This window comes from Saccharibacter sp. 17.LH.SD, assembly GCF_009834805.1.
In the GTDB taxonomy this organism is placed as follows: domain Bacteria; phylum Pseudomonadota; class Alphaproteobacteria; order Acetobacterales; family Acetobacteraceae; genus Saccharibacter.
The window spans coordinates 1-20,122 of sequence record NZ_WVHO01000010.1 but is presented as its reverse complement, the minus strand read 5'-3'; the positions used below and the strand labels follow the sequence as shown (position 1 = coordinate 20,122).

Annotated in this window: 22 protein-coding genes; 20 read left to right on the top strand and 2 right to left on the bottom strand. The window is 44.8% G+C overall.

Annotation, left to right across the window (positions count from 1 at the left end):
* Window positions 1–12 precede the first annotated feature (12 nt).
* Together GS501_RS04690 and GS501_RS04685 are read left to right on the top strand one after the other, a co-directional pair.
* On the top strand, window positions 13–1,290 hold the full coding sequence (locus GS501_RS04690; protein WP_160830727.1) for a PBSX family phage terminase large subunit: 1,278 nt from the start codon (window positions 13–15) through the stop codon (window positions 1,288–1,290).
* Window positions 1,291–1,293: 3 nt separating this feature from the next.
* Window positions 1,294–2,781, top strand: a complete 1,488-nt coding sequence (locus tag GS501_RS04685) for an anti-CBASS protein Acb1 family protein (protein WP_237442432.1) — start codon at window positions 1,294–1,296, stop codon at window positions 2,779–2,781.
* Between the two features lie 51 nt (window positions 2,782–2,832).
* On the opposite strand, the gene GS501_RS04680 is transcribed toward GS501_RS04685, so the two are convergent.
* Window positions 2,833–3,024 carry a hypothetical protein gene (locus GS501_RS04680; RefSeq protein WP_160830726.1) on the bottom strand — a complete coding sequence of 64 codons (192 nt, stop codon included), beginning with the start codon at window positions 3,022–3,024 and terminating at the stop codon, window positions 2,833–2,835.
* A gap of 460 nt (window positions 3,025–3,484) precedes the next feature.
* Here GS501_RS04680 and GS501_RS04675 point away from each other — a divergent pair, with 460 nt between their 5' ends.
* From GS501_RS04675 to GS501_RS04660, 4 genes are all read left to right on the top strand, one after another.
* Window positions 3,485–3,793 (top strand): hypothetical protein, encoded by a 309-nt coding sequence (locus GS501_RS04675; RefSeq protein WP_160830725.1) that lies wholly within the window; start codon window positions 3,485–3,487, stop codon window positions 3,791–3,793.
* Between the two features lie 189 nt (window positions 3,794–3,982).
* Complete coding sequence (locus tag GS501_RS04670) at window positions 3,983–5,287, top strand: hypothetical protein (RefSeq protein WP_160830724.1); 1,305 nt, start codon at window positions 3,983–3,985, stop codon at window positions 5,285–5,287.
* A gap of 60 nt (window positions 5,288–5,347) precedes the next feature.
* Complete coding sequence (locus GS501_RS04665) at window positions 5,348–5,770, top strand: hypothetical protein (RefSeq protein WP_160830723.1); 423 nt, start codon at window positions 5,348–5,350, stop codon at window positions 5,768–5,770.
* Window positions 5,771–5,846: 76 nt separating this feature from the next.
* Window positions 5,847–6,359 (top strand): hypothetical protein, encoded by a 513-nt coding sequence (locus GS501_RS04660; RefSeq protein ID WP_160830722.1) that lies wholly within the window; start codon window positions 5,847–5,849, stop codon window positions 6,357–6,359.
* Between the two features lie 269 nt (window positions 6,360–6,628).
* Here GS501_RS04660 and GS501_RS04655 read toward each other — a convergent pair whose 3' ends face one another.
* A complete protein-coding gene (locus GS501_RS04655; protein WP_160831080.1) occupies window positions 6,629–7,705 on the bottom strand; it encodes a S66 peptidase family protein in 1,077 nt (358 codons plus the stop codon).
* Window positions 7,706–8,064: 359 nt separating this feature from the next.
* Here GS501_RS04655 and GS501_RS09855 point away from each other — a divergent pair, with 359 nt between their 5' ends.
* The 14 genes from GS501_RS09855 to GS501_RS04590 all read left to right on the top strand — a co-directional run bounded on the left by GS501_RS09855 (window position 8,065) and on the right by GS501_RS04590 (window position 19,958).
* A complete protein-coding gene (locus GS501_RS09855; RefSeq protein WP_202405317.1) occupies window positions 8,065–9,534 on the top strand; it encodes a hypothetical protein in 1,470 nt (489 codons plus the stop codon).
* 105 nt (window positions 9,535–9,639) lie between these two features.
* A complete protein-coding gene (locus tag GS501_RS04650) occupies window positions 9,640–10,074 on the top strand; it encodes a hypothetical protein (RefSeq protein WP_160830721.1) in 435 nt (144 codons plus the stop codon).
* A gap of 61 nt (window positions 10,075–10,135) precedes the next feature.
* Window positions 10,136–10,648, top strand: coding sequence for a hypothetical protein (locus tag GS501_RS04645; RefSeq protein WP_160830720.1), 513 nt, complete (start codon window positions 10,136–10,138; stop codon window positions 10,646–10,648).
* Between the two features lie 32 nt (window positions 10,649–10,680).
* Window positions 10,681–11,115, top strand: coding sequence for a hypothetical protein (locus tag GS501_RS04640; protein ID WP_160830719.1), 435 nt, complete (start codon window positions 10,681–10,683; stop codon window positions 11,113–11,115).
* Between the two features lie 547 nt (window positions 11,116–11,662).
* On the top strand, window positions 11,663–12,646 hold the full coding sequence (locus GS501_RS04635) for an NUDIX hydrolase (protein WP_160830718.1): 984 nt from the start codon (window positions 11,663–11,665) through the stop codon (window positions 12,644–12,646).
* Window positions 12,647–12,665: 19 nt separating this feature from the next.
* A complete protein-coding gene (locus tag GS501_RS04630; protein ID WP_160830717.1) occupies window positions 12,666–13,814 on the top strand; it encodes a hypothetical protein in 1,149 nt (382 codons plus the stop codon).
* A 12-nt stretch (window positions 13,815–13,826) separates the two neighbouring features.
* On the top strand, window positions 13,827–14,483 hold the full coding sequence (locus tag GS501_RS04625; protein ID WP_160830716.1) for a hypothetical protein: 657 nt from the start codon (window positions 13,827–13,829) through the stop codon (window positions 14,481–14,483).
* Window positions 14,484–14,505: 22 nt separating this feature from the next.
* Entirely contained in the window at window positions 14,506–15,624 is a 1,119-nt protein-coding gene (locus tag GS501_RS04620; RefSeq protein ID WP_160830715.1) for a major capsid family protein, read from the top strand.
* A 76-nt stretch (window positions 15,625–15,700) separates the two neighbouring features.
* Complete coding sequence (locus tag GS501_RS04615) at window positions 15,701–16,186, top strand: hypothetical protein (RefSeq protein ID WP_160830714.1); 486 nt, start codon at window positions 15,701–15,703, stop codon at window positions 16,184–16,186.
* A gap of 3 nt (window positions 16,187–16,189) precedes the next feature.
* Window positions 16,190–16,645, top strand: a complete 456-nt coding sequence (locus GS501_RS04610) for a hypothetical protein (protein WP_160830713.1) — start codon at window positions 16,190–16,192, stop codon at window positions 16,643–16,645.
* A gap of 17 nt (window positions 16,646–16,662) precedes the next feature.
* Window positions 16,663–17,682 (top strand): hypothetical protein, encoded by a 1,020-nt coding sequence (locus tag GS501_RS04605; protein ID WP_160830712.1) that lies wholly within the window; start codon window positions 16,663–16,665, stop codon window positions 17,680–17,682.
* A complete protein-coding gene (locus tag GS501_RS04600) occupies window positions 17,682–18,953 on the top strand; it encodes a DUF3383 domain-containing protein (protein ID WP_160830711.1) in 1,272 nt (423 codons plus the stop codon). Before GS501_RS04605 ends, GS501_RS04600 begins: the two co-directional genes overlap by 1 nt.
* Window positions 18,954–18,958: 5 nt before the next feature.
* Window positions 18,959–19,405: a hypothetical protein gene (locus GS501_RS04595; protein WP_160830710.1), complete on the top strand. Its 447-nt coding sequence runs from the start codon at window positions 18,959–18,961 to the stop codon at window positions 19,403–19,405.
* A 1-nt stretch (window position 19,406) separates the two neighbouring features.
* Window positions 19,407–19,958 carry a hypothetical protein gene (locus GS501_RS04590; RefSeq protein ID WP_160830638.1) on the top strand — a complete coding sequence of 184 codons (552 nt, stop codon included), beginning with the start codon at window positions 19,407–19,409 and terminating at the stop codon, window positions 19,956–19,958.
* Window positions 19,959–20,122: the final 164 nt, after the last annotated feature.

Below are 20,122 nucleotides of genomic sequence, written 5' to 3'. Positions count from 1 at the left end.
TTTATATTTGTTATGACAAAAACGATTATTCATCTTCCTGAAAAATTTGGAGATTTTGATCAACCCTATCGTTATCGCCTTTGGCATGGAGGCCGTGGAGGCGGTAAATCATGGGCCGTGGCACGTGCACTCCTTACTTTGACTCTCACACGCCCACTTCGTGTTTTATGCTGTCGTGAATATCAAAATTCTATTGCAGATTCTGTACATAAATTGCTGGCAGATCAGATTAGTGAACTTGGCCTTGCCCCATGGTTTACTATTCTCGAAAATAGTATTCGGGCCTATAATGGGTCTGAGTTCCTGTTTAAAGGGTTAGCCCGTAATATTCAGAGCATTAAATCGACAGAAGGTATTGATATTGCCTGGGTCGAAGAGGCGCAAACATTAAGCCAGGATTCTATCGAGCTTCTCTTGCCGACTATTCGCAAAGAAGGATCGGAGGTGTGGTTTTCGTGGAATCCTCTTGAAGAAGGGGCCCCTATTGAGAAGTTGCGTGAAAGTCTTCTTCATAACCCACGGGCTTTTATTAACCAAATTAATTGGTCAGATAATCCCTGGTTTCCTGCAACGTTAAATGACGAACGATTGCGTTGCTTCCATCATGACCCAGAAAATTATGCCCATATTTGGGATGGGGATTATCGGTCTTTAGAAGCACGCTTTTTTAAAATTTCTCATTTCTTACCTGAAGGTTCTCCCATAGCGCCTCCAGCACATTGTGATTGTGTGTATGCTGTGATGGATACCACGCTAAAAGGTGGCGTTGGCCATGACGGCACGGCTGTTCTCTATTTCTCACTCGATAATTATCATCAAACTACCCCACTCACCCTTCTTGATTGGGATCTTGTTGAGATTGAAGGTGGGATGCTGGAAGAATGGGTGCCAACGGTTCTCCAGCAGATCGAGTATTATGCACGCTTGACCCAAGCACGCAGTGGATCTTTAGGGCTTTTTATTGAAGACCGTGCCGCGGGTTCCGTCATTATTCCACAATTACAACGCAATGGACATCCGGTTCATCCCATTGAATCAAAACTCACCTCAATGGGGAAAGATCAACGGGCGCTGAATGTGTCCCCCTATGTGCATCGCCAACAGATCGCACTCACACAGCACGCCTTTGATAAAACATCCATCTTTCGCGGTCAGTCCCGCAATCACCTCCTCACCCAGCTTTTTACCTTTCATCTTAACGATAAAGACGCAGCCCGCCGTTCTGACGATCTCCTCGATTGCTTTTGCTATGGGGTGGTTATCGGACTGGGCGACGAAACAGGATTATAATTCATGTCTGATATAACAATGGACTTTGGCAGTAACGCCTTATGGCGGGAAATGCTGAATGCCCCTATTCTTCCAGGCCATGCCCCCTCTTATGAGCTGTGCAAACTGCTTTATACGTCTCATCCCTTAGGGGCTAAAATTGCGCGTATGCCGGTTGATATGGCCATGGGGGAAGAACGCATTATCCGTATTGATGCGGCATTAGATGATGAGCCGGCAAAGGAGTTTAAACGCCATTGGGGGTTTATTGGTTGTGACGATATTATTGCTCAACTGGGCACAAAGGCGCGTGTTTATGGGGCCGCTGTGGTGGTTTTCGGGGCGGTAAACCCCAAAACAAATGAGCGTATTCCACCTGATCAAGACATTCCGCTGCATCTTCTTCATGAACTTGATATCTATTTTAATGTCGTAGACCCACTGAATACAGCAGGATCCATCACTTTTCAGCAAGACCCGAATGATCCCTCTTTTCTAAAGCCACCCGCGGCCGTCACCATCAATGGAACAACCTATAAAAAAGGGCGTTTCTTGGTTCTAATGAATGAAGAGCCTGAATATCTCGATTATGAAAGCTCAGCCTTTGGCTATTCCGGCCGCTCAAGCTTTCGACGCTGTGTCTATCCCTTACGATCCTATTTGGAAGCCCAAATTGCGAATAACCAGGTCGCGCATAAAGCGGGCGTGCTTATTGCAAAGCTAAAACAACCTACGTCTATCGCCAACCGCGCTATGCAGGTTTTTTCAACTGAAAAAGCTGAGAAACTTCGTCTCGCGACCAATGAAAACGCGATTACAATTGGCCATGATGAAGACGTCTCAACCCTCAACCTTATGAATGTTGATAATTCTCTCAGAGGTGTGCGCCAACACATCCTTGAAGATATTGCAGCCGCAGCGACTATGCCGGCTCAAATTCTTAAAGCTGAAACATTGGCACAAGGATTTGGTGAAGGGAAAGAGGACGCAAAACAGATTGCACAATATGTCACCCGTATCCGCCGTTGGTTGAAAAGTATTTATAATTATTGTGATGTTGTCACCATGAGACGTGCCTGGAACCCAGGCTTTATTGCGGCTATGCGTGATAAACACCCTAAAGAATATGGCACAAAAAGCGACGAGACGATTTTTCGAGAATGGCGGGATAGTTTTTCTTCTGTGTTCCCCTCCGAGCAAGGGGGGGAAAATGCCTTTGATATTCTAGAAAAGAAATATCATCTCATGCTCGATACAGCACGCTTATTGCACCCCATGGTGCAGGAAAATACAGCCGCCTCTGCGGAACTCCTCGCCTTTATTCAAACAAATATCAACAATCTCGGTGAGGATCTCTTTGCGGGGTCATTGAATATCGACATTAAAGCGATGATGCACAACCCATCGCCCCCGCCTCCCGGTGGACAAACACCCCCTACCTCCCCTGGGGCTGCTGTGCCTCCAAGAGCTGGTCAGGTAGCTGCTGGTTTAGAAAAACTTCCTCAAGATTGAGGGGGAATAAAATCAGTTTATTGGCACAAAAAAAGCTGTCTATCCCCTCAGTTAATGCCAGAACAAACGCCAGACAAGAACACAAACGAGCAATGGAACAACCACACGGATAATCGTTGGGACCAATCCTGAGTCTGGCGTATTGCGTTGGGAATACCGGTAAAAAGTCAAAGCAATAGACAGCGCACTTATAATAACAACAGCGGCTGTGAGGAATATTTTACCTGTGATAGCACCAAACATACGACATTGATCTCATTCTTTATGAATTACTCTTTAAATTAGTAAAAGAAATAAGGAAACCTCGTCAATGTTTCTCTTTTTGGAAAGCTTTTTTAATAAATGTTCTATTATCTGAGGGATAGTTGGAATAGCCCAACAGACAATCAAGGCGTCGCTTTATGTCACATGCCGTTAAGCCCTATCATGTATTTTATGCCTGGTCAGAAAGTGCTGGAAAATTTGCTACTGAAATGCTTTTTCGAGGTGACCACTACACTGTGACTGATATGATTTAGATATCAAAGTGTGGAAATCCGTATCTCGATGAGGATCCAACGTTCCTACTTGTTAGGCAAGGCGACCATTTTATAATCCCAAAATTCTATGATGGTGAGATTATTGAAACGTCTGACGGGCCAGCTTATCAGCACAAGGACGCTGAACCCGTTACCCCTATTCCGCTTGCCCCGCCCACCTCTCCATGCTTTATCTTGATACTCCCAAAGCCAATGATCCATCTAACGTTATTCCACCGAATCAAAGTGATTTTGTCATCGAACGTCTTGGTAATCCGGGACAACTCCTCCAATTTAAATATAAATCCCTCTTAGACCGAATGGAGGAAGAACAAAGCAAACGCCCCTATAATGGAGCCGCTCTTCCACGCCCATTTGTTATTGATGAATATCCTCACCCTGAAGATAACACCGTGAAGGTCCCTATTGTTATGATCGGCAATGAATACGCCTATCCTGTTAATATAAAACATCTTCCTCTTAATACAAAATAATAATCATTATTATTTATTACGATTTTTGTTTTATATAGAGTGTAATAGCTTATTTTACGTTATTACACGCACAGTTTTAAGCGCCCTTTGGGGCGCTTTTTTATGTCCTCTCCCTTTTTTTAATCTTCCTACACAACACGGCGAGGCGCTGTGCGCTTTTGCTTGTACGTAGGGGGTGAAAGACACGCTATGATGCATCCATCCACATTATTCTTTTCACGCCCGCCTCTTCCCTCACTTCGTCTGATTGAACGTGGGGATCATTATACCGTTGAAAGCTTGCATGTCCCTGAAGCTTCAGATTGGCATGATGGGCGCTTATCGTGGAAAAAGGCGATCAATACTAAAAAACCAGGGATAGAGGCCATCCCTCTCTTTAGCCCTGACCATCCGTGTTTTCATCGCCCTGATCCTATTGTCCTTCCGTTTGCTACCCATGATAGCCATAAAAATGGCTATGACCCTAATCAACCACGCAACAGTAAAGGAGAATGGACAAAACAAGGAAGAGGCCATCACCCTGCCTATCAAGAATGGATTAAAAGCAAGGGACCAAAACTTGAAGCACTACAGCATAAATATGCTGACTTATTAGATCACTTAGAAAAAGAACAACGAGAAAATAAAAAAAAACCATATGACCCAAGAGAAAAAGAAAGAGACCCTGATACAGGCCGCGACCCAACACAAGACCCATCTCTCATACGTCCAATCGTGGTTGGGGAAATATCACATCCGGAAGATCCACATGTTATGGTGCCTGTGATTTACGAAGAAGGCTATCAAAGAGGAAATAGCGCTACTGGTAAGGGATCTGGCCGTATTCATATTGAACATCGCCACGGAAAAGAACTACGTGATTTTGGGCATAATTCCCCCTTAGATATTATTTACGACACTCTTGCTGATGCGCGAAAAGAGGATTTTTATAATATTGGCCATAACTCACGTAATTTCGTTGTAGTTCAGGACGAAAACATAAATTATTCCAACAAATTACCGGTATCTGTACTAACATTTGAACATGCGCATGAAAATAAAAACCATAGAGAAGGGAATAATCTCTCTGGAGGTTATTATAAAGTCCATACGATATTCCCTCAACAATTAGAGGAACTCATGAAAAATCCTGTTTACGGAAGTTCATCACTTGCCATACCTAGCTCTGAAATAGGTCATAAACCTCTTGAAGACATATCTCCATCAGGGGTATCTAAGCGTATCTTCCGCATCAAAAAAGCCGATGGGACGACAACGACTAAACCTCTTTCAAAGGACGAAGCGGCAACCCTTGGTTTGAATGAGTCTGATGAAATGCACTCTCTTTACTCTGTACCATGGGAAGATAGAAAATTACCACAGTTAGAAAACTCAATCGAGCCGACAGTCAACGATCTTAGTCCAGAGAAATTTTTCCGTAACATAATAAAAGACATACCAGATGAAAAAAGAGTAAAATTATATAGGAAATGGCAAAGGGGAAACTATAAATAATTATTCTATATGATTTATTTTTATATATAATAACATTGATAATCTAGAAAGGATTTTTTCATGTTCGACGAAGATGACTATGAAATCGATCCAGAACCTGCTATCGATTTAGAAGAAAACTATAAATATTTTTATCATACGGTTTATAGATCACAAGAAGATCGGCGTCAGTCATTAGGGCATAAATGGGCTAGAACTCAGACACTTCTGCCATCGTGTCATCCATGTTTTCAACTGACAACCCCCCAGTATAAAGACATTCCTGATGACTTCCTTGATGAGATAGTAATCTACCCTCGGACTCTACGCAGACTTGGGGAAAAAACAGCCGTTCTTCATTATAAATATCGTGATATTTTAGAAGAATTTGAAAAAGAATGTACAGATGATGATAGATATACGGATGATATTATTATTATAGACGAACTTCCCCACCCTGGAGATAACCGTGTTATGGTTCCCGTTATCAAGCTTATATTGTAATCACTCTATCATTAAAACATCAAGATAGTATAACGACTTCACTTCTCTTTATATGATCAAGGATCGCAGAAAATTTATGACATTCCCAGTTGGAAGGCCCTATTTCGGGCTTCGTGACCTCCGTCATATTGATGAATCACCTTTTTCCCTTATTGAACAGGGAGACCATTATGCTGTGGCCATGCTTTATAAAATTGTGAGGGACGCCCAACCCGATGGTAAAAGTTACCATTGGTATCCTCGCAAATATGCGGCTGATCCCATGGCTCCCATTGCATTATTCCCTCCCGATGATCCCTGTTTTTATTATCCCATGTTAGAACGCTGGAAGTATTTAAAGAATGATATTCCTGAAAATCAGTACGAACATGTTGCGACCTTAGGCCATTGGGGACAACGTTTACAATTCAAATATAAAAAGCTTCTCGACCGTCTTGAAGAACAACAAACCCCTCTATGCGCACATAATGCGGCGTTATTATTCCGTCCGTTCGTCTTAGAAGAAGTGCGTCACCCTGAAGAAGAAGAGCTTCCTGTACCCGTAGTCGTTTATGGAAATGACTATAGCTTGTTTGACCTTTTCAGATAAGCTGCCCTACTCACGAGAAAAGAAGACAATAAATCCATAGAGTATGATAACCCTATAAGCAGATTGATGGTCAGCCACCATATATTTTGAGGTCATTCCTTCTGGAAAGAAGGACACGGACCACTTGATAATGATATAAAAGGGATTATCCTCACTATTATATCAATCCCAAAGTACTTTCTTGGCATTTTCTAAATTTTTCGGACAAAATTTGAAAATATTTTAAGTCATAAGGGAGAAATAATTTAATTACTATGTAACATTATATATTACTTAAACCATGGCTCTATGATTGATATCTTTCCTGTGTCAAAATTTATTTCTGTTTTTATTCCATATGGTAGAATTGTTCTCGGATAAGAATGTCCAAAATTTACATTATATATAATGGGTTTTCCAGTAAGACGCGCCAAATCAAGAAGAATATTTCTATATTCATTATAAAATATTTCATTTTGAGGCTTGCCAACCATAATGGCTTTTACGTTACCCCAAATTTTTCTCTCAACAAGACAGCGCAACATTTTCTTAAAATCATATGGGAATAATCTTTCTTCACTCGTCTCTATGAACAGAACTTTATCATACCACTCCTCCTGATTGGGAATGATATGATATTTTTCCATGACATCGGCTTGATCTGGATAACGATTTCCAGTGAGAGATGCATATATACTCTGTAAGCATCCCCCTAAAAGGGATCCTCTAACAATTCCCGTACCATATAATATATCGTGTCCATATTTTTCTCGATTGGATTTTCGAGGTATTCCCAGGGATTGTGCAGAGAAATTATCCCTTTCATGATACCAGATAGGACTGCTCTTGATGTGAACATTATTCCTATTTGAAAGATATAATGAGAAGTATTCCTTTGTATAAGGTAACATATCGTTGGAAAGTTCAGCCAAATCCGTCAAAAACGATGGGCCATAAAAACTTTGCATTCCTAATTTGTAAAACATCAAATGATTGATTGTGCTATCAGAAAATCCACTGAATATTTTAGGATTTTCACGAACTGAATTTTTAAATGCATGGTCATTCATCAAATAAGGAATCGTTTTATATGTATCGTCCCCTCCTATCGAACATATAACCGCTTTGATGGAAGAATCTGAAAAAGCTTGCTTTAAGTCATCCGCACGAGCTGATGGATATTGAGAGATATAGTCGATGCCTTTTAGAGAGTTTTTCATAAAAACGGGATGTAATCCAAATTCCCTTATCCTTTTTGTTCCTAAATCGAGTTGATGCTTTACAAAACTCTCTCCCAGCACCCCGCTTGATAAGCTAATAATGGCTATTGCGTCTCCTCTCTCAAGCTTCCTGGGTTTTCTTAACATGTGATACTCAATCCTTGACGGTAAGAACATACGGCCCCCCTAGCTATAGTCTAGAAATCCTCTCCTCTTTTTTAACTATATACAACCTCAAGGTTATTGATGGTCTCATCAATAATTTCTGTATTGAAAGTCTTTGATCGTTCATCTGACGATAATGGATCCTACCTGATTTTTTTTAGTCGCACGCTTTCATTCATTTTCATGCAGATCATGTAACCCCATATTTTACGGGTTACGTCGCTCTTTTAAGCGCCCTTTTGGGCGCTTTTTTTATGTCCTCTCCCTTTTTTAAATCTTCCTACACAACACGGTGATGCGCTGTGCGCTTTTGCTTGTACGTAGGGGATGAAAGACACGCCATGATGCATGCATCCACATTGTTCTTTTTACGCCCGCCCCTCCCCACACTTCGTCTGATTGAACGTGGAGATCATTATATAGTCGAAAGCTTTTACACCCCGAAAGCTTCAGATTGGCATGATGGGCGCTTATCGTGGAAAAAGGCGATCAACCCTCAAAAACCAGGGATAGAGGCCATCCCTCTCTTTAGCCCTGACCATCCGTGTTTTCATCGCCCTGACCCTGTTGCTTTCCCTTTTGCTGCTCATGATAGCTATAACCCTAATCAACCACGCAACAGCAAAGGACAATGGACAAAACAAGGAAGCGTCCATCACCCTGACCATGAAAAATGGATTAAAAGCAAAGGACCGGAATTTGAAGCATTACAGCATAAATATGCTGACTTATTAGATCGCTTAGTAGAGGAACAAAAAAAGACCTCTAAAGAATATCCCTATCACTCAGGGAAGCAATGGGCCTCTAAGACGGGCCGAAACCCAATGCAGGAGCCTGCTTTATTACGCCCCATTGTTATCGGAGAAACTTCTCATTCTCAGGATCCCAATGTTATGGTACCCGCCATTTATCAAGAAGGTATTCAAAGAGGAGATGCACCGAGAAGTGGTGGGCATGGTCGTCTTCATATTGAGCACCGTCATGGCCAAGAACTACGCGATTTGGGCTATAAATCCCCTTTAGATATTGCTTATGATACGCTTCACGATAAGGGAAGACTTGATTTTTATCGTCCAGATCAAGAAACACGAAATGTCATCAGCATGCCCAAAGAAGGGATGGCACCATCAAATAAAGTACCGATGACCGTACTCTCATTTAACAACTCCCCAGAAGAAAAAGAATACACGCTAGAAAATACTTCTAAAGGAAATTATTATTCCATCCATACGATATACCCTCATAAATTAAGCAGCGTTTTGAGACTGATCCCTCATGGAAGCGCGTCATCCGCTATGCTTGATTTCCATTTCCCTCAAGACATATCAAAGAAGACTTCTTCGAAAGGAGAACCTCACTATGTATATCGTTTAAAAAATTCTGATGGAACCGTAACGTTTAAACCTCTGTCTGCCGCGGAAGCTGAAGAAAAAGTATTGACTGAGGCCGATCAAGCAAATTCCTTTCAGCCTGTTCTTTTGGAAAATAGGAAATTAATCAATTTCTTACAAAAAACAGGTCAAATCCAGGGTAATCCATACGAGACTTATCAGAATTATGCAGATCGTGAGCAACCTAAATACAGGGCATCCAATATCAAGAATGTGCAGAAATTCCTAAATGAAAATAAATTACATACTCTACAAAAGATTCAAGAATTCTTAGAAAATAACAATGTGGATGATCCCAAAGTGATCAAAAAATTCAAACAAAAATTCCACGAACAACAAGAACAACAAGAACAACAAGAACAACAAGAACAACAAGAACAACAAGAACAACAAGAACAACGTAAACCAAAGAAAGACTAGAAAAATATTTTTTCAGAGTCTTTCCTCATAAGAAACAGAATAGTTATTTCTTACAGGACAATTTTGTTCCATAATGTAGTCAATGCTATAAGGAGGATATCTATCATGTCCAATGATGATGTATATAAAATGGATTTTGAGAAAGAAATTGGTATCGATTTAGTAGAAAATTATACATATTTTCTGCACGATATTTTCGCTTCGCAAGAGAATCGACATAAGAGATTAGGTATTCACGGGAGAACTTATGGGACTCTTTTTCCACCTTGCCATCCTTGTTTCCAATTAATCACTCCCAATTATGACGATATTCCTGAACGTTTTATCAGAACTCTCGGCACTTATAAGCGTAGGCCCATTTGGAAGTTGGGGAGAGAAGCCGTCATTCGCCATTATAAATGGCGCAATATGTGGGAAAGAATTGTAAAAGAATCTACGGAGGATGGTGAATATGATCATGAAATCGTCATTATCAACGAACTTCCTCACCCTGGAGATAAGCGTGTCTTGGTTCCCGTCATCTATTTTAACTATCATTGAAAAATCAGATGGTTAGGGCAACCGAACTTCTTCTTCATAATCCGCAACTTGAGGAAAATTTATGACAATCCGTGTTGGAAGACCTTATTTCGGGCTCAATGATCTTCGCCATATTGACGAAACCCCCTTTACTCTTATCGAGCAGGGTGACCATTACGCGGTGGCCATGCTCTATAAAATAATTCCTATAAAGTTTACTACTTCGATTGGTACAACTATCGGCAGAATTAGTAGATACGCTACTGACCCTGTCACGCCTATCGCCCTACGTTCTCCTGATGATGACTGCTTTCGTGAACTTATGCCCGCACGGTGGAGCTATTCAGAAGACGAGATCCCTAAAAATCAATATGAGCATGTTGCAACATTGGGGCATTGGGGGCAGCGTTTGCAACTTAAATATGAAGAGCTCCTCAATCGTCTTGAAGAACAGCAAGCCCCTCTATGCAAGGATAATGCCGCGTTATTATTACGGCCTTTTGTCTTGGAAGAAGTGCCTCATCCTGGAAATAAATATAAATTTGTTCCTATCGTCGTCTATGGAAATGACTATAGCTTATTCGATCTTTTCTAATAAAATTTTCTCCAATAAAAAGGATGTTTATCATGTCCAATGACGATGTATATGCAATCGATTTTGAGAAAGAACCTGCTATAGATTTAGTAGAGTATCATACATATTTTCGGTATATTATCTTCTCTTCGCAGGAAGACCGATACAAATACCTAGCTGATCCTGGTAGTATTTATGGGGCTCTTTGTCCGCCTTGCCATCCGTGTTTCCATGTAACGACGCCCAATTATGACGATATTCCTGAACGCTTTATCAGAACCCTCGGGACCTATAAGCGTAGGCCCATTTGGAAGTTGGGGAAAGATGCCGTCATTCGCCATTATAAATGGCGCAAAATGTGGGAAAGAATTGTAAAAGAATCTACGGAGGATGGTGAATATGATCATGAAATCGTTATCATAAATGAACTCCCTCACCCCGGAGATAAACGTGTTTTGGTTCCCGTCATCTATTTTAACTATCATTAAAAAATCAAATAGTTAGGGCGACCGAGCTTCTCCTTTATAATCCTCAATCTCAGGAAAATTTATGACAATCCATGTTGGAAGACCTTATTTCGGGCTCAATGATCTCCGCCATATTGATGAATCTCTCTTGGCAGCTTTCATAACAAACTGATTTTTTTCAAAAAACAGAAAAAACTTCTTGTGTGCCACATTAAGTGATGATATTTTATAAGATATAGATATTTATAGTGACTTTTGTCACATATAATAGTTTATTCCTGTAAAAAGTATTTTTAATGCCGAATTGTCCATAAATTTACTCTTGTTAAAGTCGTTGCCATTGGGCTTTCATTTCTCTTTGTGATGATTTCATAGTAAATTGTGAAGCAGTAATATTATTCTCCTCTTATGTTTTTACGCTCCCATTACGGATGATGAATGCTCGTTCTATAATATTCTATCCTTCTTTATCATGACTCTTCAGCATCACGCTATTATCACGTTTTTTAAAGCGATCGCTCTTCTTTCATGAAGGCTATCGCTTTTTTGTTTGGAATAACATCTTCTCATGTCACATCATTATCATAAAGCACGCGAGCGACCTCGCAATAAACGCCCTTTCTTAAAAGATCCCTCTATTTCATCCCGCAATCAACTTTCTGCAGGTATTGTTTATACAACAGAAGGACGTGTTTTGTTGCTTAAACGACATGATGGTTCCTGGGGGATTGTCGGAGGGAAAAATCACCCCAATGAAACATTATTCCAAACAGCGTTGCGTGAAGCACATGAAGAAGTCGGTCATGCTCATTTAGGAACCGTTTTGTGGTCTGTCGAAATTCCACTTTCACGAGAAAAAGGGCGCTTTTGTGCGTATGCTGTCAAGGTCCATACGCCCTTTATGCCACGCTTAAACCATGAGCATCGTGACTTTGGATGGTTTAAGGCAGATGCGCTTCCCTCCCCACTTTCTCCCGGTGTTGCCGATATTTTGGAACGTTTTACGGCGAATATGGGGACAATGTGTCGTAAAATTGCAGAAAGAAAATATACCAGCCCAGAACGATTTTATAACGTAACATTATTTGCGATGCGTATCAGTGGAACTGGATGGGCCTATCGTGGTGACAAGCGGCAAGAATACACCTACCGCAACCGGGATATATGGCTCACCCCAAGGGTCATGGAAGCGTGCCAGGGAATGCCTGTTACGCTCGATCATCCTCCTACCTCACCTGTTATTGATAGCCATTTTTATCGTCATCGGGTCGTAGGTTCAGTGGTTTATCCTTACATTAAAAATAAAGAGCTTTGGGCCATCGTCCGTATCCAGGATGACCATATGGCAGACGCACTCATGAAAGCATCGTGGTCTACCTCTCCTGGCGTGCTGACAGGGAAAAATAGCGTCAGCATGCCACTCGGTCATGGAACAAAGAGCCTTATCCTGGAGGATGAACCTTTCCATCCCGACCATCTCGCAATCGTCTCTGCTGGAGTTTGGGATAAATACGGCCCTCCTTCCGGCATTGATACATCACATTCATCTTAAATTTGGAGACACAGCCATTATGGCTTCTTTTACCCCCGACAATAACCGAGCTGCTTTAAACGCACTCACACAGCGTTATCAAGAAGGCCGTCGTACCGCCATCCGTCAAGATGCGGCAGATCAAGAGCAATTATTTGAAAAAGCTCTCGAAGAACTCAGTAAACTCAAAGGGTTGCTCGAAGGTGCACAAACAGATCATCGTTATGATTCTGATGACGAACCTGCTGATCATGGGGCTATCGCTCAAGAAATTGTTCGTATCGCGCGTGAAACAGATAAAAAAACTGAGCCGAAGCATGATGCGACGAAAGAACGACTTCCTTCAAGCTATATTCCTGGGGAACCTGCTCCTGAACAGACAACCGATACACAAGCGCCTTCTGAAAAGCCCAGCGACACAGATGGTCTTGCCGCTGCACTAGAGAAAATTTCTGCCCCACGGGGGAAAGACGACGCACAACCAGCATCTGCCAAGAAAACGCCTGATGCAGATGAGGAAGAGCAGGATAATTTCCCATATTATCTCTTCATGAACCAAGGGGATTCCCCCACCATGCCCGCCCATGATGCAACACTTCCCCAAGGTGTGCTGACGCAAGTTGTGAACACGATGCGCGAGAATGGCTGCTCTGATGAAGCGATCGCGCGTTGCATTACAGAATGCGGCGGTAATCCTGACGATTATGTTCATGATAGCGCAGAAAATCGTGATATTCGCCAGCGTTTGGATGACATGAACCGCCGTGATGAAGAACAGCGCCAAGAGTTAGAGCGTCTCTCACGCCGTACCCGTCCGCTGACGGATGATGAACATAATGAGGTCAGCAAGTCTGAAGCTGAAACGGACTCTGTTGCTCAGTCCCTTGGCCTCCAAACACCTCGCTATATTCCAGGCGAAAGCGTAAAAGGGTATCAGCGCCGTTGCGCCAAGCTTCTTCAATCACATTCCGCAGACTGGAAGAACACAGACCTCTCAAAACTTCCTCCGGAAGTGTTCGAGCTTGCATCCCGTCAAATCCATAAAGACGCTCAAGAAGCCGCCTCTCGCCCCATGCGTTACAAAGATAGTGACCCCATCCGCCCCGTCACACAACGCAGCCCAACCGGCCACACACGTACAGAATATCGCGGCTCTTTCCGAAGCGCTTTCGGCGCATTCATGTCTTAAAGGATTTCTTTCATGGTAAATACGCTCTCCATCAACCCGTATGCCACTACCCAGGCATCCGGGCTTTTTAGTAGTTCCACCACAGGTGCCATTCAGGGGCTTTCCTGGGCGGACCCGGCCACTCGTTACCGCCTCTCTATTGGTTATGTTGACCCAAGCGAAACCCTTCCCTTATGGGGCGGCATCGCTATTTCAGAACGTATCGGTCAACTTCCTGGCATGGGGGCGACGGTCAATGAAGGGCGCTCACCCAATAATGGTCGTATGGGTAATGCGCTTAAACGGGCGACATCCAATAGTGACATGACGGGATTTGCCGTCTTTGACCATGCCAATCATATGGTCATTACGCCATCAAGCCCCGTCCCTCAGTCTTTCCCAGGAATGTCTATCGGGTTTGTGCGCTTCGGTTCCGATACGCGTCTCCCCGTACAGGCAGACCCTGCCTTACTGAGCCAGGTGGGGAACCTGACATCTGGGTCCTACGGATGGGATTTTTCTCAGCAACGTCTCGTTGCGGGATCAAGCGCCAATACAATCCCTGTGCGTCTTCTTGATGTTTTCCAAACAGGTGGAAAGCTTGTCACGATTGACCAGGCAACAGGGGCCGCACGCTGGCAGAGAAGCGAAGATATTAAAGATTCTATTTTAGTTCTTATCCAATTCTAATTCCCTTTAAGGATATATAAATATGGCGCTTATTGCTCCTACCAGAATGACGGTTAATCCGTCATATACTGATCCCCGCTTCCTCATTAATTATGCCCTGCGTTCTGGCTTTATGCACCTCTTCCCACGTCAGGAATTGGATGTTCGCCTTACTGAGCGTGACCAAGCCGTTTATGTTCCAGTATTGGACCTTCGCACCATCGCGCAGGCAGCGCAGAGCGGTTATAATGAGCTCCCTTCTGTCAGCCTAAGCCTCGACTATATCACCACGCCTACCTATGAGCAGAAAATTCGTGTCGTTTATTCGCGCGAAGACCTCAATGCTGCAGCCAATTGGAATATGTCACTGACAGATGCCTATTCCAACGCCATGCGACAGGGACATTTCCAGCTTTTACGTGATGCCGCTCTCTTTGGGTTTAACCCACAAAATGGAGAAGGTTTACTCAATAGCAGCAGTGGCACCGTGCGTGAACTTCTCCCCGCTGATAGCAACGGGAAAAGCACGGTTGATGATTACGATGCTGGGCAGCTTTTCCAATCCATCAACCGTATCATTACCGGCCAGCTCAACCGGTGTAACTTGTTGGGTATCACAGGGCGTTATAATGATGGCGGCCCTGCGGTTAAGGTCACCTGTCTTGCGCCCCAGCGCGTCTTAGGGACTTTGGTCAGCAAGATTGTGGAACTCACCAGTTACCAGCGCGTTGGTTCTGGTTCTGCCTCCATTGTACAAGCGGTGATTGATGTCATGAAAGCAGCGAATGTGGAGGTCATTTTCGCCGCTGATGATGAACTCCGTGGTCGTGGAACAAATGGCACAGACGTCATGCTCTTTACCATTCCAGAGCTGCCCAATATGGCCGCACAAGGTAAGATTGATACCAACGTCTTTGCAGATGAATTTGGCCAAGCCAATTTAAGCTGCAATGGTTTATTTGCAGATCGTTCTATTCCAACAGAAATTACAGGCCCTGTGGGGGCTGAAGCAACGGATGTTGTGACATTTATGCGCTCCACCAGCGGCTGGGCATTACGCGGAGAGGCAACCACGATCCTTTCTGTCGGTGTGTCAGAGGCTAATGAATTCTCTGCCGCAGGACCACAAAGCACCACCGCATCATCTACGGCAGGTAACTAAACGGCCGATCGCTCATCTGTCATCAAAAAGAGAGTGGGGAACTTCCCTGCTCTCTTTTTAAAAGGATCATTTCTTCATGCAGCTTTTTGTCGGTAATCCAACCCATCAAACGCATATTTTCACCTTCCGTCGCCCTGGTGATCGTGCTGATCAACCCAGCCGCCTGACTATTCGCCCCGGTGCACAGGTGGTCATTCGTGATCTAGACCCAGAAGACGCCCGTGATATTGTCGATCAACACGCTATTTTTGGGTTTTGCCGTGCCTCTGAAGCACGTCATCGCCCACATTATCGGGGTTTAGTCTATAACGAAGATAAAGCTGTTAATTTCAAAGAACTCGCCTCTGGACTAGAAGATAATTACGATAAGCTCACGGAAGAAGGACGCGTTAATCGTCGCCGGACAGCGGAAACGATTACGGGCCAAACAATGGCTCAAGCAAGACGTGGGAAAAAAGAAAACCGTACAAAGTCCATGCAAGTAAAGATTTCAGCACATGATGATAGCGGTAAAAATACCAGTGCCTTCTCGCAGGAAACCTACGAAGCAGCAGAGGGTTAAACCATGTCAGACACCCCCCCAACCATAGAGGGGTTTGAAAGTTTTGTACGCACGGTCATGCAAGTGCCAATGTCTGCCATGCCAACGCATGATGAACTCGCATTTGCCTTTGATTTAGCGAAAGATCTCGCTTTGCCTGATATTCAATGCATTTCTTTACGCGTTTACAAAGCAGCACTTTACAATCTAGCAGCGTCCAACCTTATTCAATTTTCTCAAGATCAACCTCAATCGGCCACACCGCGATTTTGGAAAAATTTACGCCTTTCATTGGGAATGAATAGCTTTACACCTGGCTTAATCGCCTCAAGCTCAGATGGTGGCACCTCGCAGAGCTGGTCTATCCCTAATACCCTCAAAGATCTCAGCTTGGCCGACCTTCAAACTCTTAAAAACCCCTATGGCCAATTCTACCTTTCCCTTGCTCAGCAATTTGGGAGTATCTGGACGATGGTCTAAGGCCCTTGGAGCCTTCCATGCCTTCTTTAGATGAAATTTCAAACACACATGGCACCCCACTCTCAGCCGCATTAAAAGCTGGTTTGAGTGATATTTCCTATAATCAACGTGTTTCGTTTAAACAATTTCGGCGCGTTATCCTCCCCAGCGATGGGTTTGTCTTCTGGGTCGCGTGTTCCCCAGCAATTGATGTGTATGGCAGTCTTCATATCCGTCATCAGGCCACACAAGAAGAATGGCAATCTTTCGATAAAGGAACGGTCACACTCACAACACGCGATGATGTTCGACCTTTTTATAATAAAGAACATGAAGTTGATCATCTCTGGATTGGATCATACGACACCATCAAATTTTCACTCAGCACTCAAGAAACCCATTACGCACAAGCTGAATTACAACATTATGACGGCACCATCCTTCCCCCTGTTCTTGTTCATCAACTGATCGAAACAGAAGCAGAATTGGATGGACGATCCCCCATTGTCAGCAATTCATTACCGTTCTTCTTAGCAATGAAGCACGACACAAACCCAGCTTTGGCCTGGTGTGCCTGGCCTCAGAATATCCCCGTATTCCCAAGCTTTAGTGTGCCTAATAACCAGCCTCCGCCTTATGTAAGTGTGCATAATGATGAAGACAGCCTTCAAGCCACACATATGGGCGCGGTAGATATAACTGGCACATCAACAGATACGTTGGTGCAAGAGCGTGTAAGGCTACATTTTGTAGGCCTTAACCATCAAGACGCATCAACAATTCTCACCTTCATCCCGCGCTGGGCCTTGCTCAATTGGGGAAAGATGGGGGTGCTTAACACTCCTGTGCTACGCGATGACAAACAGCCACTTGCCGATCTCAATACCCTCGCCTCCCTCAAACGGGCGGATATAGACGTGATGTATAGCCAGCACGCGGCGCGTTCTGTGGCGTTTCAGACCATTCAAAGCGCGAAACTCACCCTTCAGAGCGCGGTTAAGAACCCCAAGCTCCAAACCATTTCCCACGCTCACGTAGCTTTAAGGACCTCCCTCTAATGCCCCAAATTGTCACGATTAATGAAAGCGTCACCCGTGGCGCAATGCCGAACCTATTACAACAAAAAGCGTGCCTGATCAGCTTAGGCGCAACCTCAATTCCGGTTGGTCAAGCCGCGGAAGTGACCTCTCTCTCGGATGTCATGGCCCTGCTCTCGCCTCTCGCTACCGTCAATATCAAAGGCGGCTCTGAGAATGGGCAGCCTATCGCCCACGGCACGATAGACCCGACGGATGGCACGCCAGAAGTTGACGATATGATCCGCTCAACCAGCGGGAACAAGGCCGCGATGGCCGAACTTCAGGCCATGGCGCAATCCTGGTTTGCCAATACGCGAGCAGGGTTCTGGATATTAGAACTTGGCCCCATCAGCACAACAGCTATTGAAGCCCCATTAAGCGCGTTTATCGCCACGTATCCGCAAAGTTTCTACGCCTATGTGCTGCCACGCGGGGCCACACATGACGCCAATCTTCCCGCTTTTTTCGCCAATCAGTCCAATAGTGACGCGCGGGGTTATTTCTTCCTCTGTGGCGATGCGGACAGTTACAAACTCCTGCTCGTCAATGGCCAAGGTCAGAAATCCGTTTTCTATGGGGCGGAATATGTCGGCTCGGCTGTCACCAACGGGACCAGTGCCGCAACACTTACACAAGAGCATCTCGCTTCTGCGGTTGCCGCCCAATTTTGCAGCGCCCGCCCGAGTGGCCTCAACCGCCTCGCCCCGATGAATTTCCGTCAATTGGTCGGGATTACACCCTGGCCCGAGGCCGGGCATAGCACCGTCTTTGCTGAGATGAAGCGTAATAATGTCGGCTTCGCAGGCACAGCGTCCGAAGGCGGTATTGCCGGGTCTATCCTCTTCTGGGGAACCCTCCTCAATGGCGATACGCTCACCGGATGGTATGGCGCGGATTGGTGCTCGATCACCTTAGAGCGTCAACTCGCTAATGTTCTGATCGAAGGCAGCCAGCCCGGCCAACGCCCCCTCATTTACAATCAAGAAGGCATTAGCCGCCTCACCGCCCGCGCTCAGCAAACGCTCGACGGGGCCGTCATTAGCGGGTGCATTCTCGCCCAATATACGCTCACCGCTACTGATTTCGGTACCTATATCGCCGCGAACCCCTCCGATTACACGACCGGCACGTATAACGGGCTGGCCGCAACGATTGTACCTATTCGCGGCTTTACGAGCCTGACCTTTAACCTTGCGATTGATTTTAGTGGCCAGAGCGTCACCACCGCCGCGACGGTCACAGGAGCCTAACCCTCATGAGTGCTAATCCCGCCACCCCACAAGGGATGCTTAACCGCCTTCGTGGCTCGATTGTCTTCCCAGACCATTCCTCTCTCAACATCACATCAGATTTCCTCGCGCAGGAGGGTATTTCGGTCGCGCCAGAAGGGAACGTTACCGATATGATTGAGACCCTCACCGGACGCGTGGGGAGCCCAGCAGCGAAACAGAATGTCAATGTCACCATCAATCTCAACCGCGCCCAAGCCTTAGCGAATGAGTTCTTTAAACAAATCAAAAAGAATACTTACATCGGCCAAATGCGGATCATCAGCGACAGCCCCGTGCAAGATGACCGCACTATCCTCAATTGCTTCATCATGACACAGCCAGAACAGGCCCTTAACGGCACACAAGCCCGGTGGAATATCGTGATTGCCGGCTATGAGATCGTCAATAGTGACATGTGGAGCCTATCATAAGATGAGTGACATCCGTATTAACGCGCAGCTTAATCTTGTTCTTCCCATTGGTGAGGACACTATCGTGCATAGCGCGCCACTCTCACGCGATGTATTTGATTTGAATTGGCGGCTTTTTGCGAAAACTTGGTCGCTGCTTGAAGGCGATGAAATTGGCGTAACGGCCGCCCCAGCCGTGGCTGCAAAGGCGCTCAAGCAAGCAGACCAAGAGAGCGGTGACCAAGAAGCGTCTAAAGCGAGCGCCCTCTTTGCTGAGATTAAACGCACGGCCAATTTTATTCGCCCTTCACAAGAAGGCTATATCCCCGTTCCTCTCGCCTCCGCCATCAATAAAGGCTGGATTGATGAGGATGATCTCGACGAGGTTCTCAACGGCCTTGTTTTTTTTACGCTCGCCTCGCGGGTTCTGCCCAAACAACGAAAAAGCTTCATTTTTCGCTTTCTGCCTGTGTTGCGCGGTGCGGAAATGACCTCATTGAACGCTACGGAATTTGCCGGTTCTTTGCAGAAGTCAACAACAAACGCGCCTTCTGGCGAGACGGCGGCGGCATAATCGCTGATCTCTTCGACTGGATGGCCCACATAGCGCCTCTGGACTGGATTGACAGCCTACAGCGCTTTGAACGCCTCAAAAGCGAGAGAGAAAGGATTTTCGGAGATGCCTGAATCCATTTGGACGATTGGCGTTGAGGATGAGGAATTTCAAAATTACCTCAA

Bases quoted from the DNA above. Each gene is read 5' to 3' on its own strand.
- GS501_RS04645 (WP_160830720.1), top strand. From the start codon at position 10,136: ATGACAATCCGTGTTGGAAGACCTTATTTCGGGCTCAATGATCTTCGC.
- GS501_RS04685 (WP_237442432.1), top strand. From the start codon at position 1,294: ATGTCTGATATAACAATGGACTTTGGCAGTAACGCCTTATGGCGGGAA.
- GS501_RS04615 (WP_160830714.1), top strand. From the start codon at position 15,701: ATGCAGCTTTTTGTCGGTAATCCAACCCATCAAACGCATATTTTCACC.
- GS501_RS04635 (WP_160830718.1), top strand. From the start codon at position 11,663: ATGTCACATCATTATCATAAAGCACGCGAGCGACCTCGCAATAAACGC.
- GS501_RS04650 (WP_160830721.1), top strand. From the start codon at position 9,640: ATGTCCAATGATGATGTATATAAAATGGATTTTGAGAAAGAAATTGGT.
- GS501_RS04625 (WP_160830716.1), top strand. From the start codon at position 13,827: ATGGTAAATACGCTCTCCATCAACCCGTATGCCACTACCCAGGCATCC.
- GS501_RS04610 (WP_160830713.1), top strand. From the start codon at position 16,190: ATGTCAGACACCCCCCCAACCATAGAGGGGTTTGAAAGTTTTGTACGC.
- GS501_RS04640 (WP_160830719.1), top strand. From the start codon at position 10,681: ATGTCCAATGACGATGTATATGCAATCGATTTTGAGAAAGAACCTGCT.
- GS501_RS04660 (WP_160830722.1), top strand. From the start codon at position 5,847: ATGACATTCCCAGTTGGAAGGCCCTATTTCGGGCTTCGTGACCTCCGT.
- GS501_RS04675 (WP_160830725.1), top strand. From the start codon at position 3,485: ATGCTTTATCTTGATACTCCCAAAGCCAATGATCCATCTAACGTTATT.
- GS501_RS04605 (WP_160830712.1), top strand. From the start codon at position 16,663: ATGCCTTCTTTAGATGAAATTTCAAACACACATGGCACCCCACTCTCA.
- GS501_RS04590 (WP_160830638.1), top strand. From the start codon at position 19,407: ATGAGTGACATCCGTATTAACGCGCAGCTTAATCTTGTTCTTCCCATT.
- GS501_RS04595 (WP_160830710.1), top strand. From the start codon at position 18,959: ATGAGTGCTAATCCCGCCACCCCACAAGGGATGCTTAACCGCCTTCGT.
- GS501_RS04665 (WP_160830723.1), top strand. From the start codon at position 5,348: ATGTTCGACGAAGATGACTATGAAATCGATCCAGAACCTGCTATCGAT.
- GS501_RS09855 (WP_202405317.1), top strand. From the start codon at position 8,065: ATGATGCATGCATCCACATTGTTCTTTTTACGCCCGCCCCTCCCCACA.
- GS501_RS04680 (WP_160830726.1), bottom strand. From the start codon at position 3,024: ATGTTTGGTGCTATCACAGGTAAAATATTCCTCACAGCCGCTGTTGTT.
- GS501_RS04670 (WP_160830724.1), top strand. From the start codon at position 3,983: ATGATGCATCCATCCACATTATTCTTTTCACGCCCGCCTCTTCCCTCA.
- GS501_RS04630 (WP_160830717.1), top strand. From the start codon at position 12,666: ATGGCTTCTTTTACCCCCGACAATAACCGAGCTGCTTTAAACGCACTC.
- GS501_RS04600 (WP_160830711.1), top strand. From the start codon at position 17,682: ATGCCCCAAATTGTCACGATTAATGAAAGCGTCACCCGTGGCGCAATG.
- GS501_RS04620 (WP_160830715.1), top strand. From the start codon at position 14,506: ATGGCGCTTATTGCTCCTACCAGAATGACGGTTAATCCGTCATATACT.
- GS501_RS04690 (WP_160830727.1), top strand. From the start codon at position 13: ATGACAAAAACGATTATTCATCTTCCTGAAAAATTTGGAGATTTTGAT.
- GS501_RS04655 (WP_160831080.1), bottom strand. From the start codon at position 7,705: ATGTTAAGAAAACCCAGGAAGCTTGAGAGAGGAGACGCAATAGCCATT.